The 18,679-nt window shown below is 35.2% G+C and carries 15 protein-coding genes; 8 read left to right on the top strand and 7 right to left on the bottom strand.

Features of this window, described 5'->3' with window-relative positions:
* Window positions 1-41 precede the first annotated feature (41 nt).
* Window positions 42-1,388 (top strand): 2-hydroxycarboxylate transporter family protein, encoded by a 1,347-nt coding sequence (locus SJY24_RS27525; protein ID WP_377866914.1) that lies wholly within the window; start codon window positions 42-44, stop codon window positions 1,386-1,388.
* Window positions 1,389-1,448: 60 nt separating this feature from the next.
* The gene (locus SJY24_RS27520; protein ID WP_377866913.1) at window positions 1,449-2,651 is read left to right on the top strand and encodes an NAD(P)-dependent malic enzyme; all 1,203 of its coding nucleotides are present in this window, start codon (window positions 1,449-1,451) and stop codon (window positions 2,649-2,651) included.
* A 292-nt stretch (window positions 2,652-2,943) separates the two neighbouring features.
* On the opposite strand, the gene SJY24_RS27515 is transcribed toward SJY24_RS27520, so the two are convergent.
* Both SJY24_RS27515 and SJY24_RS27510 read right to left on the bottom strand, forming a co-directional pair.
* Window positions 2,944-3,468 (bottom strand): DUF4871 domain-containing protein, encoded by a 525-nt coding sequence (locus SJY24_RS27515; protein ID WP_098767388.1) that lies wholly within the window; start codon window positions 3,466-3,468, stop codon window positions 2,944-2,946.
* A gap of 111 nt (window positions 3,469-3,579) precedes the next feature.
* Window positions 3,580-4,506, bottom strand: coding sequence for a DMT family transporter (locus SJY24_RS27510; protein WP_377866912.1), 927 nt, complete (start codon window positions 4,504-4,506; stop codon window positions 3,580-3,582).
* A 120-nt stretch (window positions 4,507-4,626) separates the two neighbouring features.
* Here SJY24_RS27510 and pdxR point away from each other — a divergent pair, with 120 nt between their 5' ends.
* Window positions 4,627-6,027, top strand: coding sequence for a MocR-like pyridoxine biosynthesis transcription factor PdxR (gene pdxR / locus SJY24_RS27505; RefSeq protein WP_377866911.1), 1,401 nt, complete (start codon window positions 4,627-4,629; stop codon window positions 6,025-6,027).
* Window positions 6,028-6,060: 33 nt separating this feature from the next.
* Here the strand turns inward: pdxR and SJY24_RS27500 are convergent, their stop codons facing one another.
* The 3 genes from SJY24_RS27500 to SJY24_RS27490 form a co-directional block, all read right to left on the bottom strand.
* The gene (locus tag SJY24_RS27500; protein ID WP_377866910.1) at window positions 6,061-6,573 is read right to left on the bottom strand and encodes a GNAT family N-acetyltransferase; all 513 of its coding nucleotides are present in this window, start codon (window positions 6,571-6,573) and stop codon (window positions 6,061-6,063) included.
* A 146-nt stretch (window positions 6,574-6,719) separates the two neighbouring features.
* Window positions 6,720-8,165, bottom strand: coding sequence for a sensor histidine kinase (locus SJY24_RS27495; protein ID WP_377866909.1), 1,446 nt, complete (start codon window positions 8,163-8,165; stop codon window positions 6,720-6,722).
* A 77-nt stretch (window positions 8,166-8,242) separates the two neighbouring features.
* Complete coding sequence (locus SJY24_RS27490) at window positions 8,243-8,914, bottom strand: response regulator transcription factor (RefSeq protein ID WP_377866908.1); 672 nt, start codon at window positions 8,912-8,914, stop codon at window positions 8,243-8,245.
* 329 nt (window positions 8,915-9,243) lie between these two features.
* On the opposite strand from SJY24_RS27490, the gene SJY24_RS27485 reads away from it, so the two are divergent.
* Window positions 9,244-9,366, top strand: coding sequence for a hypothetical protein (locus tag SJY24_RS27485; protein WP_377866907.1), 123 nt, complete (start codon window positions 9,244-9,246; stop codon window positions 9,364-9,366).
* Window positions 9,367-9,813: 447 nt separating this feature from the next.
* On the opposite strand, the gene SJY24_RS27480 is transcribed toward SJY24_RS27485, so the two are convergent.
* Both SJY24_RS27480 and fdhD read right to left on the bottom strand, forming a co-directional pair.
* On the bottom strand, window positions 9,814-10,320 hold the full coding sequence (locus SJY24_RS27480; protein ID WP_000405886.1) for a GNAT family N-acetyltransferase: 507 nt from the start codon (window positions 10,318-10,320) through the stop codon (window positions 9,814-9,816).
* Between the two features lie 234 nt (window positions 10,321-10,554).
* Window positions 10,555-11,361: a formate dehydrogenase accessory sulfurtransferase FdhD gene (fdhD, locus tag SJY24_RS27475; RefSeq protein WP_377866906.1), complete on the bottom strand. Its 807-nt coding sequence runs from the start codon at window positions 11,359-11,361 to the stop codon at window positions 10,555-10,557.
* Between the two features lie 300 nt (window positions 11,362-11,661).
* Between fdhD and fdhF the strand changes: the two genes are divergently transcribed.
* The 4 genes from fdhF (at window position 11,662) to ald (ending at window position 18,632) form a co-directional block, all read left to right on the top strand.
* A complete protein-coding gene (fdhF, locus tag SJY24_RS27470; protein WP_377866905.1) occupies window positions 11,662-14,604 on the top strand; it encodes a formate dehydrogenase subunit alpha in 2,943 nt (980 codons plus the stop codon).
* A 12-nt stretch (window positions 14,605-14,616) separates the two neighbouring features.
* The gene (locus SJY24_RS27465) at window positions 14,617-15,099 is read left to right on the top strand and encodes a helical membrane plugin domain-containing protein (RefSeq protein WP_377866904.1); all 483 of its coding nucleotides are present in this window, start codon (window positions 14,617-14,619) and stop codon (window positions 15,097-15,099) included.
* 158 nt (window positions 15,100-15,257) lie between these two features.
* Window positions 15,258-17,129 (top strand): glycerophosphoryl diester phosphodiesterase membrane domain-containing protein, encoded by a 1,872-nt coding sequence (locus tag SJY24_RS27460; protein ID WP_377866903.1) that lies wholly within the window; start codon window positions 15,258-15,260, stop codon window positions 17,127-17,129.
* Window positions 17,130-17,498: 369 nt separating this feature from the next.
* A complete protein-coding gene (gene ald / locus SJY24_RS27455) occupies window positions 17,499-18,632 on the top strand; it encodes an alanine dehydrogenase (protein WP_377866902.1) in 1,134 nt (377 codons plus the stop codon).
* Window positions 18,633-18,679 lie beyond the last annotated feature (47 nt).

Raw genomic sequence — 18,679 nt, 5'->3', positions numbered from 1 at the left:
AGCGTTTTAATATTGTTATTAAGAAAACAAGGGGGTGCCATATGGGAATTCAAAAGAATATGGAAGCGGTATCATTTTCTGAGGAGAATGGGGTACAAAGAGAATCGTTTGCTTCTAAAATTATGAATGTAAAAATCGGTGTAATACCTTTACCGTTATATGTAGTATTGGCTGCTATTATTTATGGGGCATCTGTATATAATAAATTACCAGCAGATATGATTGGTGGATTTGCAGTTATTATGATCATGGGGATTTTCTTAGGTGACATTGGGATGAGAATTCCAATTCTAAAAAACATCGGTGGTCCAGCAATTCTTTCATTATTTATTCCATCGTTACTTGTATTTTTCAACTGGATGAATCCAGCTTCAATGGAAGCTGCGACTATGTTAATGAAAAAATCGAACTTTTTATATTTATATATTTCTTGTTTAGTAGTAGGAAGTATTTTAGGGATGAACCGTAAAGTATTAGTACAAGGTTTCGTTCGCATGTTTATTCCTTTAGTAGTAGGAACGTTAGCTTCTATCGCAGTAGGCTTATTAGTGGGTTCACTATTTGGATTTGAAATGAAGCAGACATTTTTCTTTATCATCGTACCAATTGTGAGTGGTGGTATTGGGGAAGGGATTTTACCGTTATCACTAGCTTACGGTGATATTTTAAATGAATCATCAGCAACATTTGTATCACAGCTTATTCCAGCAGCTATTATCGGAAATATGTTTGCAATTGTGAGCGCAGGTTATATGAAGCGTTTAGGTGAGAAGAGACCTGAGCTTAGTGGGAATGGTGTATTAGTAAAAACAGATAATCAAGCAGAGTTATTAAAAGAGCAAAATACAGAAAAACCAATTGATTTCTCATTAATGGGAGCTGGGTTATTGATTGCATGTACATTCTTTATTTTCGGAGGGTTTGCTTCTAAGTTTATCGGTATTCCAGGAGCAATCATTATGATTTTTTCAGCAGCACTTGTGAAATACTTTAAATTAATGCCAGCAAAAATGGAGCAAGGTGCATTCCATTTATATAAATTTATTTCAAAGAATTTAACTTGGCCGCTAATGGTCGGTTTAGGATTGCTATATATTCCGTTAAAAGACGTAGCAGCAGTTCTTTCTGTAGGATATGTTGTTGTTTGCGCATCAGTTGTTCTTACAATGGTAGCATCAGGTTTTCTTATAGGTAAAGTGATGAAAATGTATCCAGTTGAATCAGCAATTGTAACTGGATGTCATAGTGGTTTAGGTGGAACTGGAGATGTTGCTATTTTATCAGCTTCAAATCGTATGGAATTAATGCCGTTTGCGCAAATTTCAACGCGTTTAGGTGGAGCAGCAGTGGTCGTAACAGCAACAATTTTATTGAAAATGTTTTCATGATCAAAACAAGCTAGCTATATTCGTATAGCTAGCTTGTCAAATTAAGGGGAGATTATAAATATGTTAGAAAATCAAATTAATGAAAGATCATTGTTATTGCATAAAGAGTTAGTAGGGAAAATTGAGATTACAAGTAAAGTAGAAGTGAATTCAGCGGATGATTTAAGTCTGACTTATACACCAGGGGTAGCTGAGTCTTGCAAAGCAATTGCGGCAGATGAAGAAACAGCGTATGACTATACAGCAAGAGGGAACATGGTGGCAGTTGTTTCAGATGGAACAGCAGTACTTGGTTTAGGAAATATTGGACCGAAAGCGGCTATGCCTGTTATGGAAGGGAAAAGTATTTTATTTAAGAAGTTTGCGAATGTAGATGCTTTTCCGCTATGTTTAGGTACGACTGATGTGGATGAAATCGTTACCCTTGTGAAAAATCTAGAGCCTACATTTGCAGGTATTAATTTAGAGGATATTGCAGCACCACGCTGTTTTGAAATTGAAAAACGATTAAAAGAAGAAACGAATATTCCTGTATTTCATGATGATCAGCATGGGACGGCTATTGTTGTTTTAGCAGCTGTTATTAATGCATTAAAAGTTGTAAGTAAACAAATGGACGATGTGAAAATTGTTATTAACGGTGCGGGTTCGGCAGGAATTGCAATTGGAAAATTATTATTAAAAGCTGGTGCAAAGCACATTACGTTAGTTAGTTTAGAAGGTATTGTTTGTGAAGGTGAAACATGGATGAACGAAGCGCAAATCGAAGTTTCAAAGAAGACAAATCGAGAATATGTACGTGGAACATTAAAGGAGGCGATTCATCAAGCTGATATTTTCATCGGTGTATCTGCTCCAAACGTATTAACGAAAGAACTTATACAGACGATGAACGAGAAACAAATTGTGTTTGCAATGGCGAATCCAATCCCAGAAATATTCCCAGAGGACGCATTAGTAGCTGGGGCAGCTGTAGTAGGAACTGGACGTTCTGATTATTCGAATCAAGTAAATAATGTATTGGCTTTCCCTGGAATATTCCGTGGTGCGTTAGATGTTCGTGCGACTGATATTACAGAAGAGATGAAATTAGCGGCAGCATATGGGATCGCTAACATAATTACGGACGAAGAACGTAATGCGAATTATGTAATTCCAAATCCATTAGATAAAAGAGTTGTTCCAAGTGTTGCAGAAGCAGTGGCAAAAGCAGCCATTGATTCAGGAGTGGCGCAAATTACGAAAATGCCAAGTTATAAATAGTAAAAAGCAGCGCCTTAAAAAGGCACTGCTTTTTTGAGATAAGAAATCAAAACAATGAAGAAGTGTAAATTTATTCAAGCCCCTTTCATTATTTATTTAATTCCATTGCAACTTGTTTACCATTTACTAAAACCTCAGTTACTGCTACGATCACTTCTATCATTTTTTTCATCTCTCATCTCTCCTCGCTTCATTTCTTACTTTAAGTATAAGAGAAGAGAGATAATCCAACTATCGAAGTACGTGACGTAGAAATTACATTGTTGTAAGGAAGTGTTTCAGTTTTGTCACTTTATTCGGCGTTGATTACAAACTGATCATAATATTTTTCATTCACATATATATTTAATACCCATAATCCAGAGGAAGGTAGTGACATTACGAGAGGGAGTTCCTTTATGGTTGTATCGACTGTATTTGAAGTAGTCCAAGTTTGTTTGGAAGTTTCTTTTTGAAAGAGTATTGGTGTTGGAGTTGTAGTTCCTTGTTTTAACGCGATAATAGATAGTTTTCCAGTTGGCATTTCAGGATCTAGGAAGAACCACATTATTTCATTTTGTTCATTTGCGATAATAGAGCTATCAGCCATTGCAATTTTTCCTTCAATGCCTTTTAAGGGCATCTTCCCCTCTGTAAAGGAAGGTGCTTCTTCCCAATTTACATCTTTTAAAACACTAAGATGAAAAAAGGAAGGTGCGTTAATTTGAGAGGATGACGTTTCTAGTACTTCTTTTTTAGGTACATTTGAATCTGGTTGCACTTGTGCGCAGCCAGTAATGAGGAAGGAGAAAAGTAGCATAGTTCCGATTTTTTTCATGTTGCCACACTCCTAATTTTTATTGTTAGTGTAATTGTATTTGCTAGCAGGCGGGACAATTCCTTTAAATCATAAAAAGAGGTCGTAAGTTTTGTACGACCTCTTTTGACATTATATTTGCTCAGTTGAAAAGGTTGGTTCTCTCTTTTTTTGAGGCATTGTTAAGAAAATAACAGAAAGAACGATACATACTCCGCCTAATAATTGATATGCTCCAAAAGATTCATTAAGCCAAGCGATTGAAACGATGGCAGCTACAAGTGGTTCAATGCTAGATAAAATACTTGTTTCTGTTGCTGCTAAATATTTAAGACTACCGATATAAAGAAGGAAAGAAAGAGTGCCGCTTATAATGATAAGGATAAGCATAGAAAAAGTTTGAAGTGTGAAAGTTTGCGAAATCTGATTCCATCCAAAAGAACGATTACAAATAAGCAGTGCAATCCCTCCAATTAACATCCCCCAGCCAATTACTACAGTTGTTCCACAGTCTTTAATAAGAGAAGCCGGATGAAGGGTATAAAACGCAAAACCAATCGCTGTTAATAGGCCAAAGGTAATAGCTGCTTTAGATAAAACAATATTTTCAATTGAACCGTTTGTAATAATAAAGTATGTCCCTGTTAGAGCAGTAATAATTGCGATTATTTGCATAGAAGCAGGGAATTTTTTTTGCTCAAGCGCCATGTAAATTGTAATAAGAACAGGACCTAGAAATTGAAATAGTGTTGCTGTGACAGCGTTACTAATATGAACTGTTTCGATAAAAGCGTACTGCGCACCAAGCATGCCAAGAATAGAGAAAATTATAAGTTGTATAGAATGTCTAGGGTGTTTCCAAATTTGAAATATGTTTTGTTTCTTTATTAGTAAGAAAGACAAAATAAATATTCCTGCAAGCAACAAGCGAATTGTTAAAAAATCAAGTGATGATACGTTAGTATGTTGAAATAGCCATTGAATCATCGGTCCAGATAATCCCCATAATGTGGCTCCTGTAATAATCATCATAAGTCCAATGCGTCTACCATTGTTCATTATCATGCATCTCCTCTCTAGTATTTGATTATTAATGCGTTACATGATAAAAGGAATTATATAGAACTTCTGGTACTGTAAAAAGTATCAGTTATGTGTTTTTGAGAGGGGCCAGTTATTGTGTTAGAATTAACGCCTAATTTGAATGCAAATAGTAAGACGGCATTGTATGTACAATTGTATGAGTATATAAAAAAAGAGATTAAAGATGGAACGATTCCGGCTTTTACGAAATTACCGGCTAAGAGGAAGCTAGCAACATATTTACAAGTGAGTAAAAATACAGTTGAAGCTGCTTATGAGCAACTTCTTGCGGAAGGATATATTGAGTCGATTTCTAGAAAAGGGTATTTTGCATGTGAAATCGAGCAAATGATTCATGCGGAAGGTAGCGAAGAGGTAATAGGAGAAGCGCCTTTTCAAGATAAGAAGTATAAATTTGATTTCACTCAAACGGGTGTGGATACTAATACTTTTCCGTTTCATGTATATCGAAAAATTACGAACGAGGTATGGCAATTTGAAAATAAAGATTTACTTTTTATTGGGCATCCGCAAGGGGAGGTAAGTTTACGAGAAGCAATCGCGAGCTATTTGTATGAATCTAGAGGTGTACGATGCGTAGCTAGTCAAATTGTAATAGGAGCGGGTACACAAATATTAGTAAAAATGTTATTTCAGCTGTTAAAGGGAAGTCGTTATGCAGTTGAGAATCCTGGGTACCATCGGAAAATGGTTGTTTTTGAGCAAGGGGAACAAAATGCCCAAATGTTATCTTTAGATGGAGATGGAATTTGTATGTCACAGTTAACTGATAGCCATGCAAATGTTGTATTTGTTACACCTTCGCATCAGTTTCCTTGCGGGATGATTATGCCAATTACGAGAAGAATGCAGCTTTTACAATGGGCGAAAAAAGAAGAAGGAAGATATATTATTGAAGATGATTATGATAGTGAATTCCGATATTCAGGAAAGCCGATTCCAGCGCTGCAAGGGTTAGATAGAGATGGGAAAGTAATTTATATGGGGACGCTGTCTAAAGCGCTATTGCCATCATTACGAATGAGTTATATGGTGTTGCCAAAACCGCTCATTAAGCAGTACCAGGAGCAATATTTATTTTATACACAAAGCGTTTCAAGAATGGATCAAGAGATCATTAAGAAATTTTTAAATGATGGGCATTGGGAAAAGCATATTCATAAAATGCGTGTTGTGTACCGAAAGAAGAGGGACCGTCTTGTTTCGGTAATAGAAAAATATTTTTCTAATGGAGTTGAAGTAATAGGAGAGGACTCTGGCCTACATATTTTATTAAAAGTGCATAATGGGATGGAAGAGAAAGAGTTAGTGGAAGCGGCAGCTGAAAGGAGTATTAAAGTATATCCTGTTTCGATGTATTATAAGGAAGGGACTTCTCCTGAAAATACAGTATTGCTTGGATTTGCGACTTTATTAGAGGAAGAAATTGAAGAGGCTATTCAATTATTATATACAGCATGGTTTACAAGGAAGTAAAAAAACATCCTCATAAATGGAGGATGTTTTTTATTATTTTTCTTCATCTAGGAAAAGAACCATATGCTCTTCATCCCAATATTGTCCGTTATATTTTAATGAACGTTCCTGCACACCAAATGTTTTAAATCCTAATGACTCATAAAGTTTTTTTGCACCATCGTTGCCAACAACAACATCGAGCATAACTTGCTCTACTTCTAGAGAGTTAGCAAGTTCAAGACATTCCTTAATAAGTGCTTTTCCTGCTCCAAGTCCGCGTGCTTTTGGAGACACGTATACTGAACCAATTTTCGCTTTATGTTCTTGTTTTACATATGGTTTCGTTTCCAGTGTTGCAACTCCGATTAATTCTCCATCTTTAAATGCACCTAGTGTATAGTTCTCATCTTGTGCTAATTTTTGGGCTTTATATTCAATAGCACACTCTTTATTAATAATATCTTCATAAGAAGAGCTGAAAGCTTCCGGGTTTTGCTTTAATCCTTCTACTCGAAGTTCTAAGTAAATTTCTGCTTCGTCTTTTGTTAATACATGGATATCCAATTATATCACCCTCCAAATCTTTGACAGTTGTACCTATATTTTATATTGAAATAAAAATAATTTCAAAAGCTTAGCTTACATGAGCTGGTTTTATAAATAAAATAGCACCAGTAGTGCTGACTACTACTGGTGATTTCCCGCATATATTATTCAAATGGTAATTCAATTATAAATTCTGTTCCGACTTCTAATTCGCTTTTAACTTCGATAGAACCATTATGAAGTTCTACAATTTCCTTTGCAACAGCTAGTCCAATACCTTTTCCGCCTGTAGCCCTTGTTCTAGATTTATCGACACGGTAAAAACGATCGAAAATGTGTGGGATATCTTCTTTTGGAATACCTTCACCTTCATCTTGTACTTTTATTGTAAAAGTATTCACACTGGTTAGTACACGTATTGTGATAGAAGTGTTTTCTGGCGAATGTTGATAAGCGTTGTGTAATAAATTTAACATCACTTGTTCCATACGCCTTTCATCTACACAAACTTCTAAATCATTTTTACAGTATACATGAATTTCTATTTGTTTGTTTGTTAATGTTGTTTTTGTTTTTTCAACCATTCGTTCTAAAAATGACCCCAGGAGTATTTTTTGTTTTTTAATAACGAATTGATGTTGCTCTAATTGTACAAGTATAAATAAATCTTGTACGAGATCGGTTACACTATCCGTTTCGTCTTCAATGATTTGTAAGTATTCTTCGCGTTCTTCTTTCGTTAGAGAATCTCTTTTTGCTACTTTTGCATAACCTTTCATATAGGTTAATGGAGTTAGTAATTCATGCGCTACACTAGCGAGAAATTCGTTTCGTTCTTTTTTCATATACGTAAGTTCACTAGATAAATCTTCAATCGTTTTTGCTAAGCTTCCAAGTTCATCATTTCGTTTAATTCCTAATTGAATCGGCTTATTTAATTTTGACATTTTTTCTGCCGCCCGCTTCATTTTTATAAGCGGTTCTGTAATAACACGAGAAAAAACAAAGACAGAAATAGTAGTTAAAATAAGTGTTAGAATACTCACGATAATGAATTGATCCATGAGTTTAAGTAGCATATTTTCTAAGAAGGATGTTTTTAATAACATATGTAAGTTACCTTGAAATCCATTTATTTCAAGTGGGCTTACTGTGGAGATGAATTTCGATTTTTTCCAGTTTTTTTCTACAATCAACCCGCTTTTAGGAATGCTTTCCGCTTTACAAGTAAGTTGTTTTTGCATTTCTTTCGTTACGGGTTCTGAGGTGGAAATGATTTTGCCGTTATTGTCAGTTATAATGATAGTGATATCGGTATTAGCAATTAATTCTGATCCAATTAATTCTTCAGCTGCATGCTCGATAGTGAACTCTGGATACCAAGGGCGTTTAGGACGTTCGGTGTCTGGATTTTGTTTAGAATGTTCATTCCACTTTGCACGGTTTACAATTTTATCACGATACCGATTGCCTTTCTCTAATAGAGCAACGGTTTCCTCTTCAACCCGCATTTTTGAAAGACTTTTATAAAAAGATACGAAAGCGATTGTCTCAATACATAAAGCTAATATTAAAAAGTATGTCCCAACTTTAAGGGAAAGTTTGCTCATTTTCTCACCATACCTTATTTCATATAAAGTGAAGCTTTAATCAGTGGGGTTTTATACATCCCCACTGACCGAAGTAATTATTCATTTTTCCATTTATATCCGACTTTATAGACAGTTTCTAAGTAATCTTCAACTGGAAATCCTTTTTTGCGTAACTTATCCCGTATATTACGAATATGTGAATCGATAGTTCTGTATTCGATGTCTGTTTGATAGCCCCAAATCTTCTCGATTAAATCGTCTCGGCTGTAAGCACGGTTTGTATTTTGTAAAAATAGTCCGAGCAACGAAAACTCAATAGGAGTTAGTGAGATTTTTTCATTATAAACTGTAACAGTATGTTTCGTTTTATCCCACTCAATACCATTGAAGCTAACAAAGCCATCTTTCTTTGTGCGGCGTAATATAGCCTCGATTCGCGCGACTAATACATGTTCATCGAATGGTTTTGTAATATAGTCATCTGCTCCCATTGTTAGGCCTTTGACCATATCGTAGTTTTGGTTGCGAGCTGTTAGCATAATAATTGGAACGTTGGAAATTTGACGGATTTGATAGCAAGTATCCCACCCATCCATATTCGGCATCATAACATCTAATAAAATAATATCGAAGTTCTTCTGTTCGATTAATTCTAGCGCTTCAAGGCCAGAAGTAGCTTTCATACAAAAATAGCCGCGAGGGCTTAAGAACAGATCTAATAATCGTAACATACGTTCTTCATCGTCTACTAATAAAATTTTCATCATAATCTTGTGCACCCCAAACTATTCATTCTACTTGTATAGTTTACATGAAAATAATAAAAAACTCTTTTTATGTGATTAAATGGATGGCTGATTTTTTCAATCAGGGCAATTGACATAAAAAATGCACTAGTTTTGCACAACTATTTTTTATAATAGAAAACGTAGCGACACAAATACCCTATGTTGCGACATAACGTCATGTCATTTTATTTATAAAATGACAATTCCATTCTATTGTGTATGTGAGATAGAGAGGGTTTTCGTATTCACCTCGCATCGGATAAGAAAAATTTCCTATCTCACACTTTTTTTAAAAGGGGATTGTACACATGAATAAAGAAGTAGAGCATTTACAAAAAGAAAAGCACGATCGTAATGCGGTTGTAATGTGCGTTGCGGTATCTATGCTTATTATGATAAGTTGTGTAAATAAATTTTTCGGGATTTTATAATAGAAAAAAAGCTTATTGCCTCTTAAGAAGCAATAAGCTTTTTTTTATGTATTCTATATAATAAACCAAGGTAAAATTGCTAATCCAGAAGTTACAATTGCTGTAGCACATATTAAAAAGATAGCTCGTTTATTTTGTTTCATGTCACATTCTCCTCTACATATCAATTGCATGCTATACGTTCATGTAATAATCAGCGGGAAATGGATACTTCTCGCTGAGTAAAGTTTCACTTTATCCCGCTATTTGCGGGCAGTAAGACTCCCATCTCAAAATTCAGTGGGGGATGGATCTCTCCACCGATTAAAGCTTCACTTTATATTTTTAGTATAACGAATGGAAAGGATTGGAACGATCGATAAAGGTGACATGAAGATTACATTGTTGTAATGAAAAAAAAGCATCTTAATTAATAAGAAGATGCTTTTGGAAAATTATATTAAAATGTTAATTATTTAAGAATAAAACCATATGCTCTTCGTCCCAATATTGGCCATTATGTTTTAAGGACCGTTCTTGCACGCCGTAAGTTTGGAAGCCGAGGGACTCATATAATTTTTTTGCAGCAGTGTTATCAGCAACAACATCGAGCATGAGCTGTTCTACATGTAATTTATCGGCATTTTCAATAATTGCTTTAATTAAAGCCCGTCCTGCACCGAGGCCACGCGCTTTTGGAGAAACAAAAACGGAGCCGATTTTTGCCTTATGTTCTTGCTTAATAAATGGCTTTGTTTCTAAAGTAGCAATGCCAACTAAATCATTATCTTTGAAGACACCTAGAGTATACTTATCCGGATTGCTTAATCGCTTTGCCATGGCAGCGACAGGGTTTTCATGTTTAAGAACATCTTCATAAGAAGAGCTAAAAGCCTCAGGGTTTTTCGTTAAACCTTCCATACAAACTTTCAAATAAATTTCTGCGTCCTCTGTTGTTAATAAGCGAATTTCCATAGTTGTAACCTCCTAGATTGATTCAAATTTAATTCATTAACTTTGTAAGATTAAGTTTAGTTAAATGTATTCTGTGACTATTCTTTCTTAATTTGTAAAAGAATGAAAAGATTATGCTACAATGTTTTGTTTTAATTATGTAATGAAATTATATATTAACTTTATTAACTATTCAAGTGTTATATATATTACATTTTTATAACTAAAATACCTCCTCAATTGAGAAGGTATTTTTTAGTTATTCGATTGATAACCATCGATTCGTTCTGGATGTGTATAAATATTGCAAGATTCATTTCGAATGAATCCTACTACGGTAATGCCTAAATCGTGAGCGAGTTGCAATGCTAGCTTAGTTGGAGCTGATTTAGATAGGACGATTTCGCAACCGATTTTTGAAACCTTTAACAAAATTTCAGATGAGATTCGTCCGCTAAACGCGATGATTTTCCCTTGAACAGATATATTGTTCCGTAAACAATGACCGTATATTTTATCTAGTGCATTATGTCTTCCGATATCCATTCTTGATATGAGAATATTTTTTCGATCGCATAACGCGGTGTTGTGCACACCACCTGTTTGGCGAAATGTAGTTGAAGATTGTTGTAAAGTATTCATTAAGTAAAAACATTCTTCAGGAGTAACTTTCACGTGTATATCATGTAAATTTTTTGCTTTTGCTGCATCGTTAACGAAAATAAAACCTTGTCTACCTTTTCCGCAGCAAGAAGTGATGTATCGCTTATTATATAAAGTTTGATAGAGCGGATTTACTTTTGATGATGTTACATGTACAATTCCGTTATCTTTTTGCACCCATAGTTCTTCAACATCTTTATAGGAAGAAATAATCCCCTCAGAAATTAAAAAACCAATTACCATATCTTCAATGTAATTTGGTGTGCATACAACTGTTACATATTCCTCACCGTTTAATTTAATAGTAATAGGAGATTCTGTAACAATCTCATCCAGTTGTTTTGAAAATGTACCAGATTGATAGCGTACAATTGTATAAGTCTCTTGCGTAGGCCCCATATTAAATTCCCCTTTTATATGTATTTCTCTCCCATATTTATCATAAAACAATGGGGAAATAAAAACATCTATTAGCAAGGAAATCACAGATTATTTTGGTTATTATTGTATATGTACGATATAATAGAACTGTAGAATAGTGATATTTTCAAGCTTTCGTAGTTATACCTTATAACATCTAGAATCGACTTCATAAGAAAAGTATTCGGGCAGAGCGTTTCAAAAATATGTACAGAAATACGTTTTTGAAAACGGATTCATAATCGTATTGTACAGTGAGTTGTAAGGAGAGGGGAAACTATGACAGAACAGACAGTCCGTGTAACCGTTGATGGTAAAGAACTTTTTGCATCAGGTGAAAAGACGATACTCCAATTATTTAATGAAAGTAATTTAGAACATCCTCAAATTTGTCATGTACCAGAGGTAGATCCTATTCAAACCTGTGATACATGTATTGTAGAAGTAGATGGGAAGTTAATGCGTGCTTGTTCAACTAAGCTAGAGAGTGGTATGCATATTGAAAGACAATCGCAGCGTGCTAAAGAGGCGCAGACTGAAGCAATGGATCGAATATTAGAGAATCATTTATTGTATTGTACAGTATGTGATAACAATAATGGTAACTGTAAAGTCCATAATACAGTACATATGATGGAGATTGAAGAACAGAAATATCCGTATGAACCGAAAGTAAGTGCATGCGAAGTGGATACATCGCATCCATTCTATCGATACGATCCAAATCAATGCATTGCTTGTGGGCAGTGTGTAGAAGTATGCCAAAATTTACAAGTGAATGAAACGTTATCAATCGATTGGAGTTTAGACCGTCCACGTGTTATTTGGGACAATGGTGTAAGTATAAATGACTCATCTTGTGTGAGTTGTGGGCAATGTGTAACAGTATGTCCGTGTAATGCATTAATGGAAAAAACAATGCTGGGTGAAGCAGGATTTATGACAGGATTAAAACCAGATGTGTTAGATCCAATGATTGATTTTGTAAAAGATGTAGAACCTGGATATAGCAGTATTTTAGCGGTTTCAGAAGTAGAGGCTGCGATGCGTAAGACGAAAGTTAATAAAACAAAAACAGTTTGTACATTTTGTGGTGTAGGTTGTTCATTTGAAGTATGGACGAAAGATCGTCAAATTTTAAAAGTACAACCTGTTTCAGATGCACCGGTTAATGGTATCTCTACATGTGTAAAAGGTAAATTTGGTTGGGATTTTGTAAACAGTGAAGAGCGTATTACAAAACCGTTAATTCGCCAAGGGGATATGTTTGTTGAGGCTTCATGGGAAGAGGCTCTTGAAGTTGTTGCATCTAATATTCAACATATTAAGTCAGAATACGGTAGCGATGCATTTGGTTTTATTTCTTCTTCTAAAGTAACAAATGAAGAAAACTACCTTATGCAAAAACTAGCCCGTCAAATATATGGAACGAATAACGTAGATAACTGTTCGCGTTATTGCCAATCTCCAGCGACAGACGGTTTATTTAAAACTGTCGGTATGGGTGGGGATGCTGGAACAGTGAAAGATATTGCTGAAGCAGGTCTTGTTATTATTGTTGGTGCAAATCCAACAGAAGGTCATCCTGTACTTGCAACTAGAGTAAAGCGTGCTCATAAATTACACGAGCAAAAATTGATTGTAGCAGACCTTCGTAAACATGAAATGGCAGAGCGTGCTGATATATTTGTTCACCCGAGTCAAGGAACGGATTATGTATGGCTTGCTGGTATTACGAAATATATTATTGATCAAGATTGGCATGATAAAAAGTTCATAGCTGAAAATGTAAAGAATTTTGATGAATATAGCAAAATGCTAGAAAAGTATACGCTTGATTATACTGAGAAAATTACAGGGATTTCTAAAGATAATCTTAAAGAGATGGCTCGTATGGTATATGAAGCAGATGGTACTTGTGTACTTTGGGGAATGGGTGTAACGCAAAATACAGGAGGAAGTACAACGTCAGCTGCAATTTCAAATTTACTGCTTGTTACGGGTAACTATCGTCGTCCTGGTGCAGGTGCGTATCCATTACGCGGACATAATAACGTACAAGGTGCTTGTGATATGGCAACATTACCGAACTGGCTTCCAGGTTATCAAGCAGTTTCAGATGATGTGCATCGTGCGAAATTTGAAAAAGCATACGGTACTACCATTCCGAAAGAACCGGGACTAAATAATATCGCAATGTTACTAGCAGCGGAAGAAGGAAAACTGCGTGGCATGTATGTTATGGGAGAAGAAATGGCTTTAGTAGATTCAAATGCCAACCATGTACAACATATTTTAGCGAATTTAGACTTCCTCGTTGTTCAAGATATGTTTTTATCGAAAACAGCTCGTTTTGCCGATGTTATTTTACCGGCAGCACCAAGCTTAGAAAAAGAAGGAACATTTACAAATACAGAACGTCGTATTCAAAGATTGTATGAAGTGTTGAAGCCACTTGGTGATTCTAAGCCAGATTGGTGGATTTTACAAAAAGTAGCTCGTGCACTGGGCGGAGACTGGAATTATGGAAGTCCAAGTGAAATTATGGATGAAATTGCATCGCTTGCTCCGTTATACTCACAAGCAACGTATGACCGTTTAGAAGGCTGGAATAGTTTATGCTGGGGTAGCCATGATGGCAGCGATACACCATTATTATATGTAGATGGATTTAACTTCCCGGATAAGCTAGCTCGTTTATCGTTAGATGAATGGGTACCACCAGTAGTAGCACCAGATGAGTATGATTTACTATTAAATAATGGCCGTATGCTAGAGCATTTCCATGAAGGAAATATGACGAATAAGTCAGCTGGCATTTTATCTAAAGTGTCTGAAGTATTTGTTGAAATTTCACCTGAACTTGCTAAAGAACGTAATGTGAAAGATGGTGGTCTTGTAGAATTAGCATCACCATTTGGGAAAATCAAAGTACAAGCGCTTGTTACAGATCGTGTAACTGGAAATGAGTTATATTTGCCGATGCATGCGACAGTAAATGAAGAGGCAATTAATATTTTAACAGGAACAGCGACAGACATTTATACGTGTACACCAGCTTATAAACAAACAATGGTGAAACTGCGCGTATTACGTGAAAAAGGAAATCGTCCGTTACCATCTTCAAACCCGAGAGATAAAAAACGTCATCCGCAAAATGGTGTTGAAATCGAGCAAAAGTGGCAAAGAAAACAATACGTATCACTTGTGGACCAGAATTAGGGGGCGGAGATCATGGCAAAAGAGATTACTTTAATTAAAAAGAAGGTTGTGGCAGAAGAAGAAAAGAAACAGCAAGTAACAGATGAACTGTTAAATGAGCTAGCTGAAAATAGAGAAGCAGTAGAAGAGACGATGCAGCTATTAGGACAGTTGCAAAAAGCTGGGATTTTAGATGCAGCGATTAGTTTACTTGCTGCGAAGGAAGATGTTTCGAAAATCGCTGTGGAGCAATTAAATCGTGAACCAGTCAAAAATGCACTTAACAATATGATGGGGGCGGGGGAAGCGTTATCCTCAGTTGACCCAGAAATAACGAAACAAATAACATCTAGTTTAGTCACTGGATTACAATTTGCAACGGATGAGCTGAAAAACGGAAAGAAAACAAAAGTGATGGATTTCTTTAAGGTATTAAAAGATCCAGATATCAACAGGGCGATAACATTTGGTTTTAGTTTCTTAAAAGCATTTGGACAAGGACTAGAGAAAAAATAGGGCGAGTGAAAAAAGTGATGGCTAATCCCATCACTTTTTTCATTATATGTATAAGAGTGTTCATGTTAAGCGGAATATATTATTATTATTAAAAAGATGGATTGAAATTGGAAATGTGGAATCCATCTCAAATATAGTTTTAGAATGTGGAGGAATATATGCAACATCGTAAAAGACTATCTATACCAGGAGTAATGAGACATTCCTTTCAAACTGTACAATTTGCTTTTTGGAATGTGCTAACATTTCAGCTCGCCTATAAGTTGTTAGCTGCAATCGTATTTATCCCCCTCTTAGGTATTATTTTCAATAAGTTATTGTACTTTGGTGGTTATGCAAATGCGACAAATGATGAATTAGTAGCGTTTTTGAAAACACCATATGGGATTTTGGCGATTGTAATTTTATCGATACTAGCATTGTTTCTTATTTTTACGGAATTTGCAGTGCTTATTATTATTTCGTATTTCGCTCATAAAAGACAAAAGGTAAGATTACGTCCGATTTTGTATAAAACAGTAACGTATTTACCTTCTCTTTTTACATATTGCTTACCAGGATTTGTGTTGTATGCTGTCGTATTGTTACCTCTTTTAAATATTGGATATGAAACGGCATTAATTCCGCAAATTCAAATTCCTAACTTTATTACAGGAGAACTGTTTAAGACAACGATGGGACAAGTTGGTTATTACACGTTCTTTGCTGTAGTTGCGTATTTGAACCTTCGCTGGATTTTTGTTCTACCTATTGTTGTTTTAGAGCAAAAGTCGTTTCGCACAGCAGCACGTAAAAGTGCAACGTTAGTAAAAGAAAGTTTTTTTAAAGTACTATTCTTTTTAGTAGGATTTTTTATTTCAATAGGGATTGTGTACGGTGTATTTTTTGGAATGTATTTATTGTGTCTATGGGGCATGTATGAATTTACAAATCCACAGGGAACATTTGCATTATTAGCGGAATCAACGATGTCTGTATTTTTAACGAGTACATTGTATTTATTTAGTTTTATCGTGACGCCATTTTATATTATGGCAATAACACGATTGTATTTACAAAAGGTTCCGGTTGAAGATGTTTTATTAGAAGAGGGATTAGATTATTCGAAAACAAAAGCAGATAAATGTTTCTTCCAAAAACATCGTTGGAAATTTATTGGTGTATATATTGTAGGAATTATTACTGCCGGAATGGTCGTTGCCTTCATTGTAACGTTTATTTCAAATTCATATAAAGAACCAATTATTATGGCTCATCGTGGTTATATTTCAAAAGGTGTAGAGAATACGAAAGAAGCTGTGCAGGGGGCTATTGATGCCAAAGCAGACTACGCTGAAATTGATGTACTGCAAACAAAAGACGGTGAACTAGCAGTTATACATGATTTGAAGCTAAAACGTCTTGCTAATGCTAATGTTCATGTGTCAGATTTAACGATGGAGGAGTTAAGACAGCTTACCCTTAGTCAAGATGGTTTTTCAGGACAAATAAGTACACTTGATGAGATCATTAAGCTGGCAAAAGGAAAAATCAAACTTAATATTGAAGTGAAGCTTCATGGTGGCGAAAAAGATTTCGTAAACAAAGTATTAAAAGCGATTAAAGATAATGAATTTGAGAAGCAATGTGTCATTCAAACGTTACACTATCCGCTTATTAAAGAGTTTAAACGTGCAAATCCAAATATAAAAGTAGGATATATACTGTATGCGAGTAGAGCTAACTTAAAGAATGTGAAGGCTGATTTTTATGTAGCAGAAGAATACATGTTAAATAAGAAATTAGTAAAAGAAGCAAGGAAGTTAAACAAGCCAATTTACGTATGGACGGTAAATGATATGGAAAGTTTAAAGGGATATTATAAGTTAAACGTAGATGGTATCATTACCGATTATCCTGAAGATGCACGTGAAACAATTAAGATGTTAAAAGAGCAAGAAGATCGTGAAAGTGATATGTTTGATAAAATTGGTGAGACGACAGAAGATCTATTTTCAAAGTTATTTATGATCTATCCAGCTGCTGGCTAAATGCTAGTAGCTGTTTTTTTTATGAAAAGAATATATTTCTAAAGTATTGTACAAAGTAATAAGTGTATATGTATACGTAACTACTTAGTTTTTTGCATTGTTACATTATTGTCAAATAATAAATAATTACTATGCGTTTTGAATGGATATAATGTAAATAGAGTGATAGATAATGCGATGGCACGAACAACCCAATAGAATCAATGTTTCGTATATTTACACTATTCTAAATATATAAACTTTTAAAAAATGGTATGTTAGCGTTTTCATAATTTTTAAGTTATGCTAGAATAAGGACATAAGTTATTAATTATTACAAAAAGAAAAAAGAATTCCTTTTTTCTGTTAATTATAAGGGGGCATTTCATTATGCGTATTGGGGTACCAGCAGAAATTAAAAACAACGAAAACCGTGTGGCAATGACACCAGCAGGTGTTGTACATTTAATTCGTAACAATCACGAAGTATTCATTCAAAAGGGTGCAGGTTTAGGATCAGGTTTCACAGATGCTCAGTATGTTGAAGCGGGAGCAAAAATTGTTGATACAGCTGAAGAAGCTTGGAACATGGAAATGGTTATGAAAGTTAAGGAACCAGTTGAAAGCGAATACAAACACTTCAGCGAAGGTTTAATCTTATTCACATACTTACACTTAGCTCCAGAACCAGAATTAACAAAAGCGTTAATCGAGAAGAAAGTTGTTGCTATCGCATATGAAACAGTACAATTAGAAAACCGTTCATTACCATTACTTGCACCTATGAGTGAAGTAGCTGGTCGTATGGCTGCACAAATCGGTGCGCAATTCCTTGAGAAAAACAAAGGCGGTAAAGGTATCTTACTTGCAGGTGTTCCAGGAGTTAAACGTGGTAAAGTAACAATTATCGGTGGTGGACAAGCTGGTACAAATGCTGCTAAAATTGCAGTTGGACTAGGTGCGGATGTAACAATCATCGACTTAAGTGCAGAACGTCTTCGTCAATTAGATGACATTTTCGGAAACCAAGTAAAAACTTTAATGTCTAATCCTTACAATATTGCAGAAGCTGTAAAAGAATCGGATCTTGTAATCGGTGCAGTATTAATCCCAGGTGCAAAAGCGCCAAAACTTGTAACAGAAGAAATGATTCAATCAATGGAACCAGGTTCTGTTGTTGTAGATATCGCGATTGACCAAGGTGGTATTTTCGAAACAACTGACCGCATTACAACTCATGATAACCCAACTTATGAAAAACACGGCGTTGTTCACTATGCAGTTGCAAACATGCCAGGTGCGGTTCCACGTACATCAACTCTTGCATTAACAAACGTAACAGTACCATATGCAGTACAAATTGCTAACAAAGGCTACAAAGAAGCTTGCCTAGGCAACACTGCATTATTAAAAGGTATTAATACATTAGAAGGCTATGTAACATTCGAAGCAGTTGCAGAAGCTCACGGTGTAGAGTACAAAGGTGCTAAAGAATTATTAGAAGCAGAAAAAGTATCTTGCTAATAGAAGCATTATACAAAAAAAATCGAACAATATATAAAACAACATGA

It is taken from the genome of Bacillus sp. R86525 (genome assembly GCF_042466195.1).
Lineage (GTDB): Bacteria > Bacillota > Bacilli > Bacillales > Bacillaceae_G > Bacillus_A > Bacillus_A nitratireducens.
Note: the sequence above shows the minus strand (reverse complement) of the source record. Positions and strands in the feature narration are given on the sequence as shown.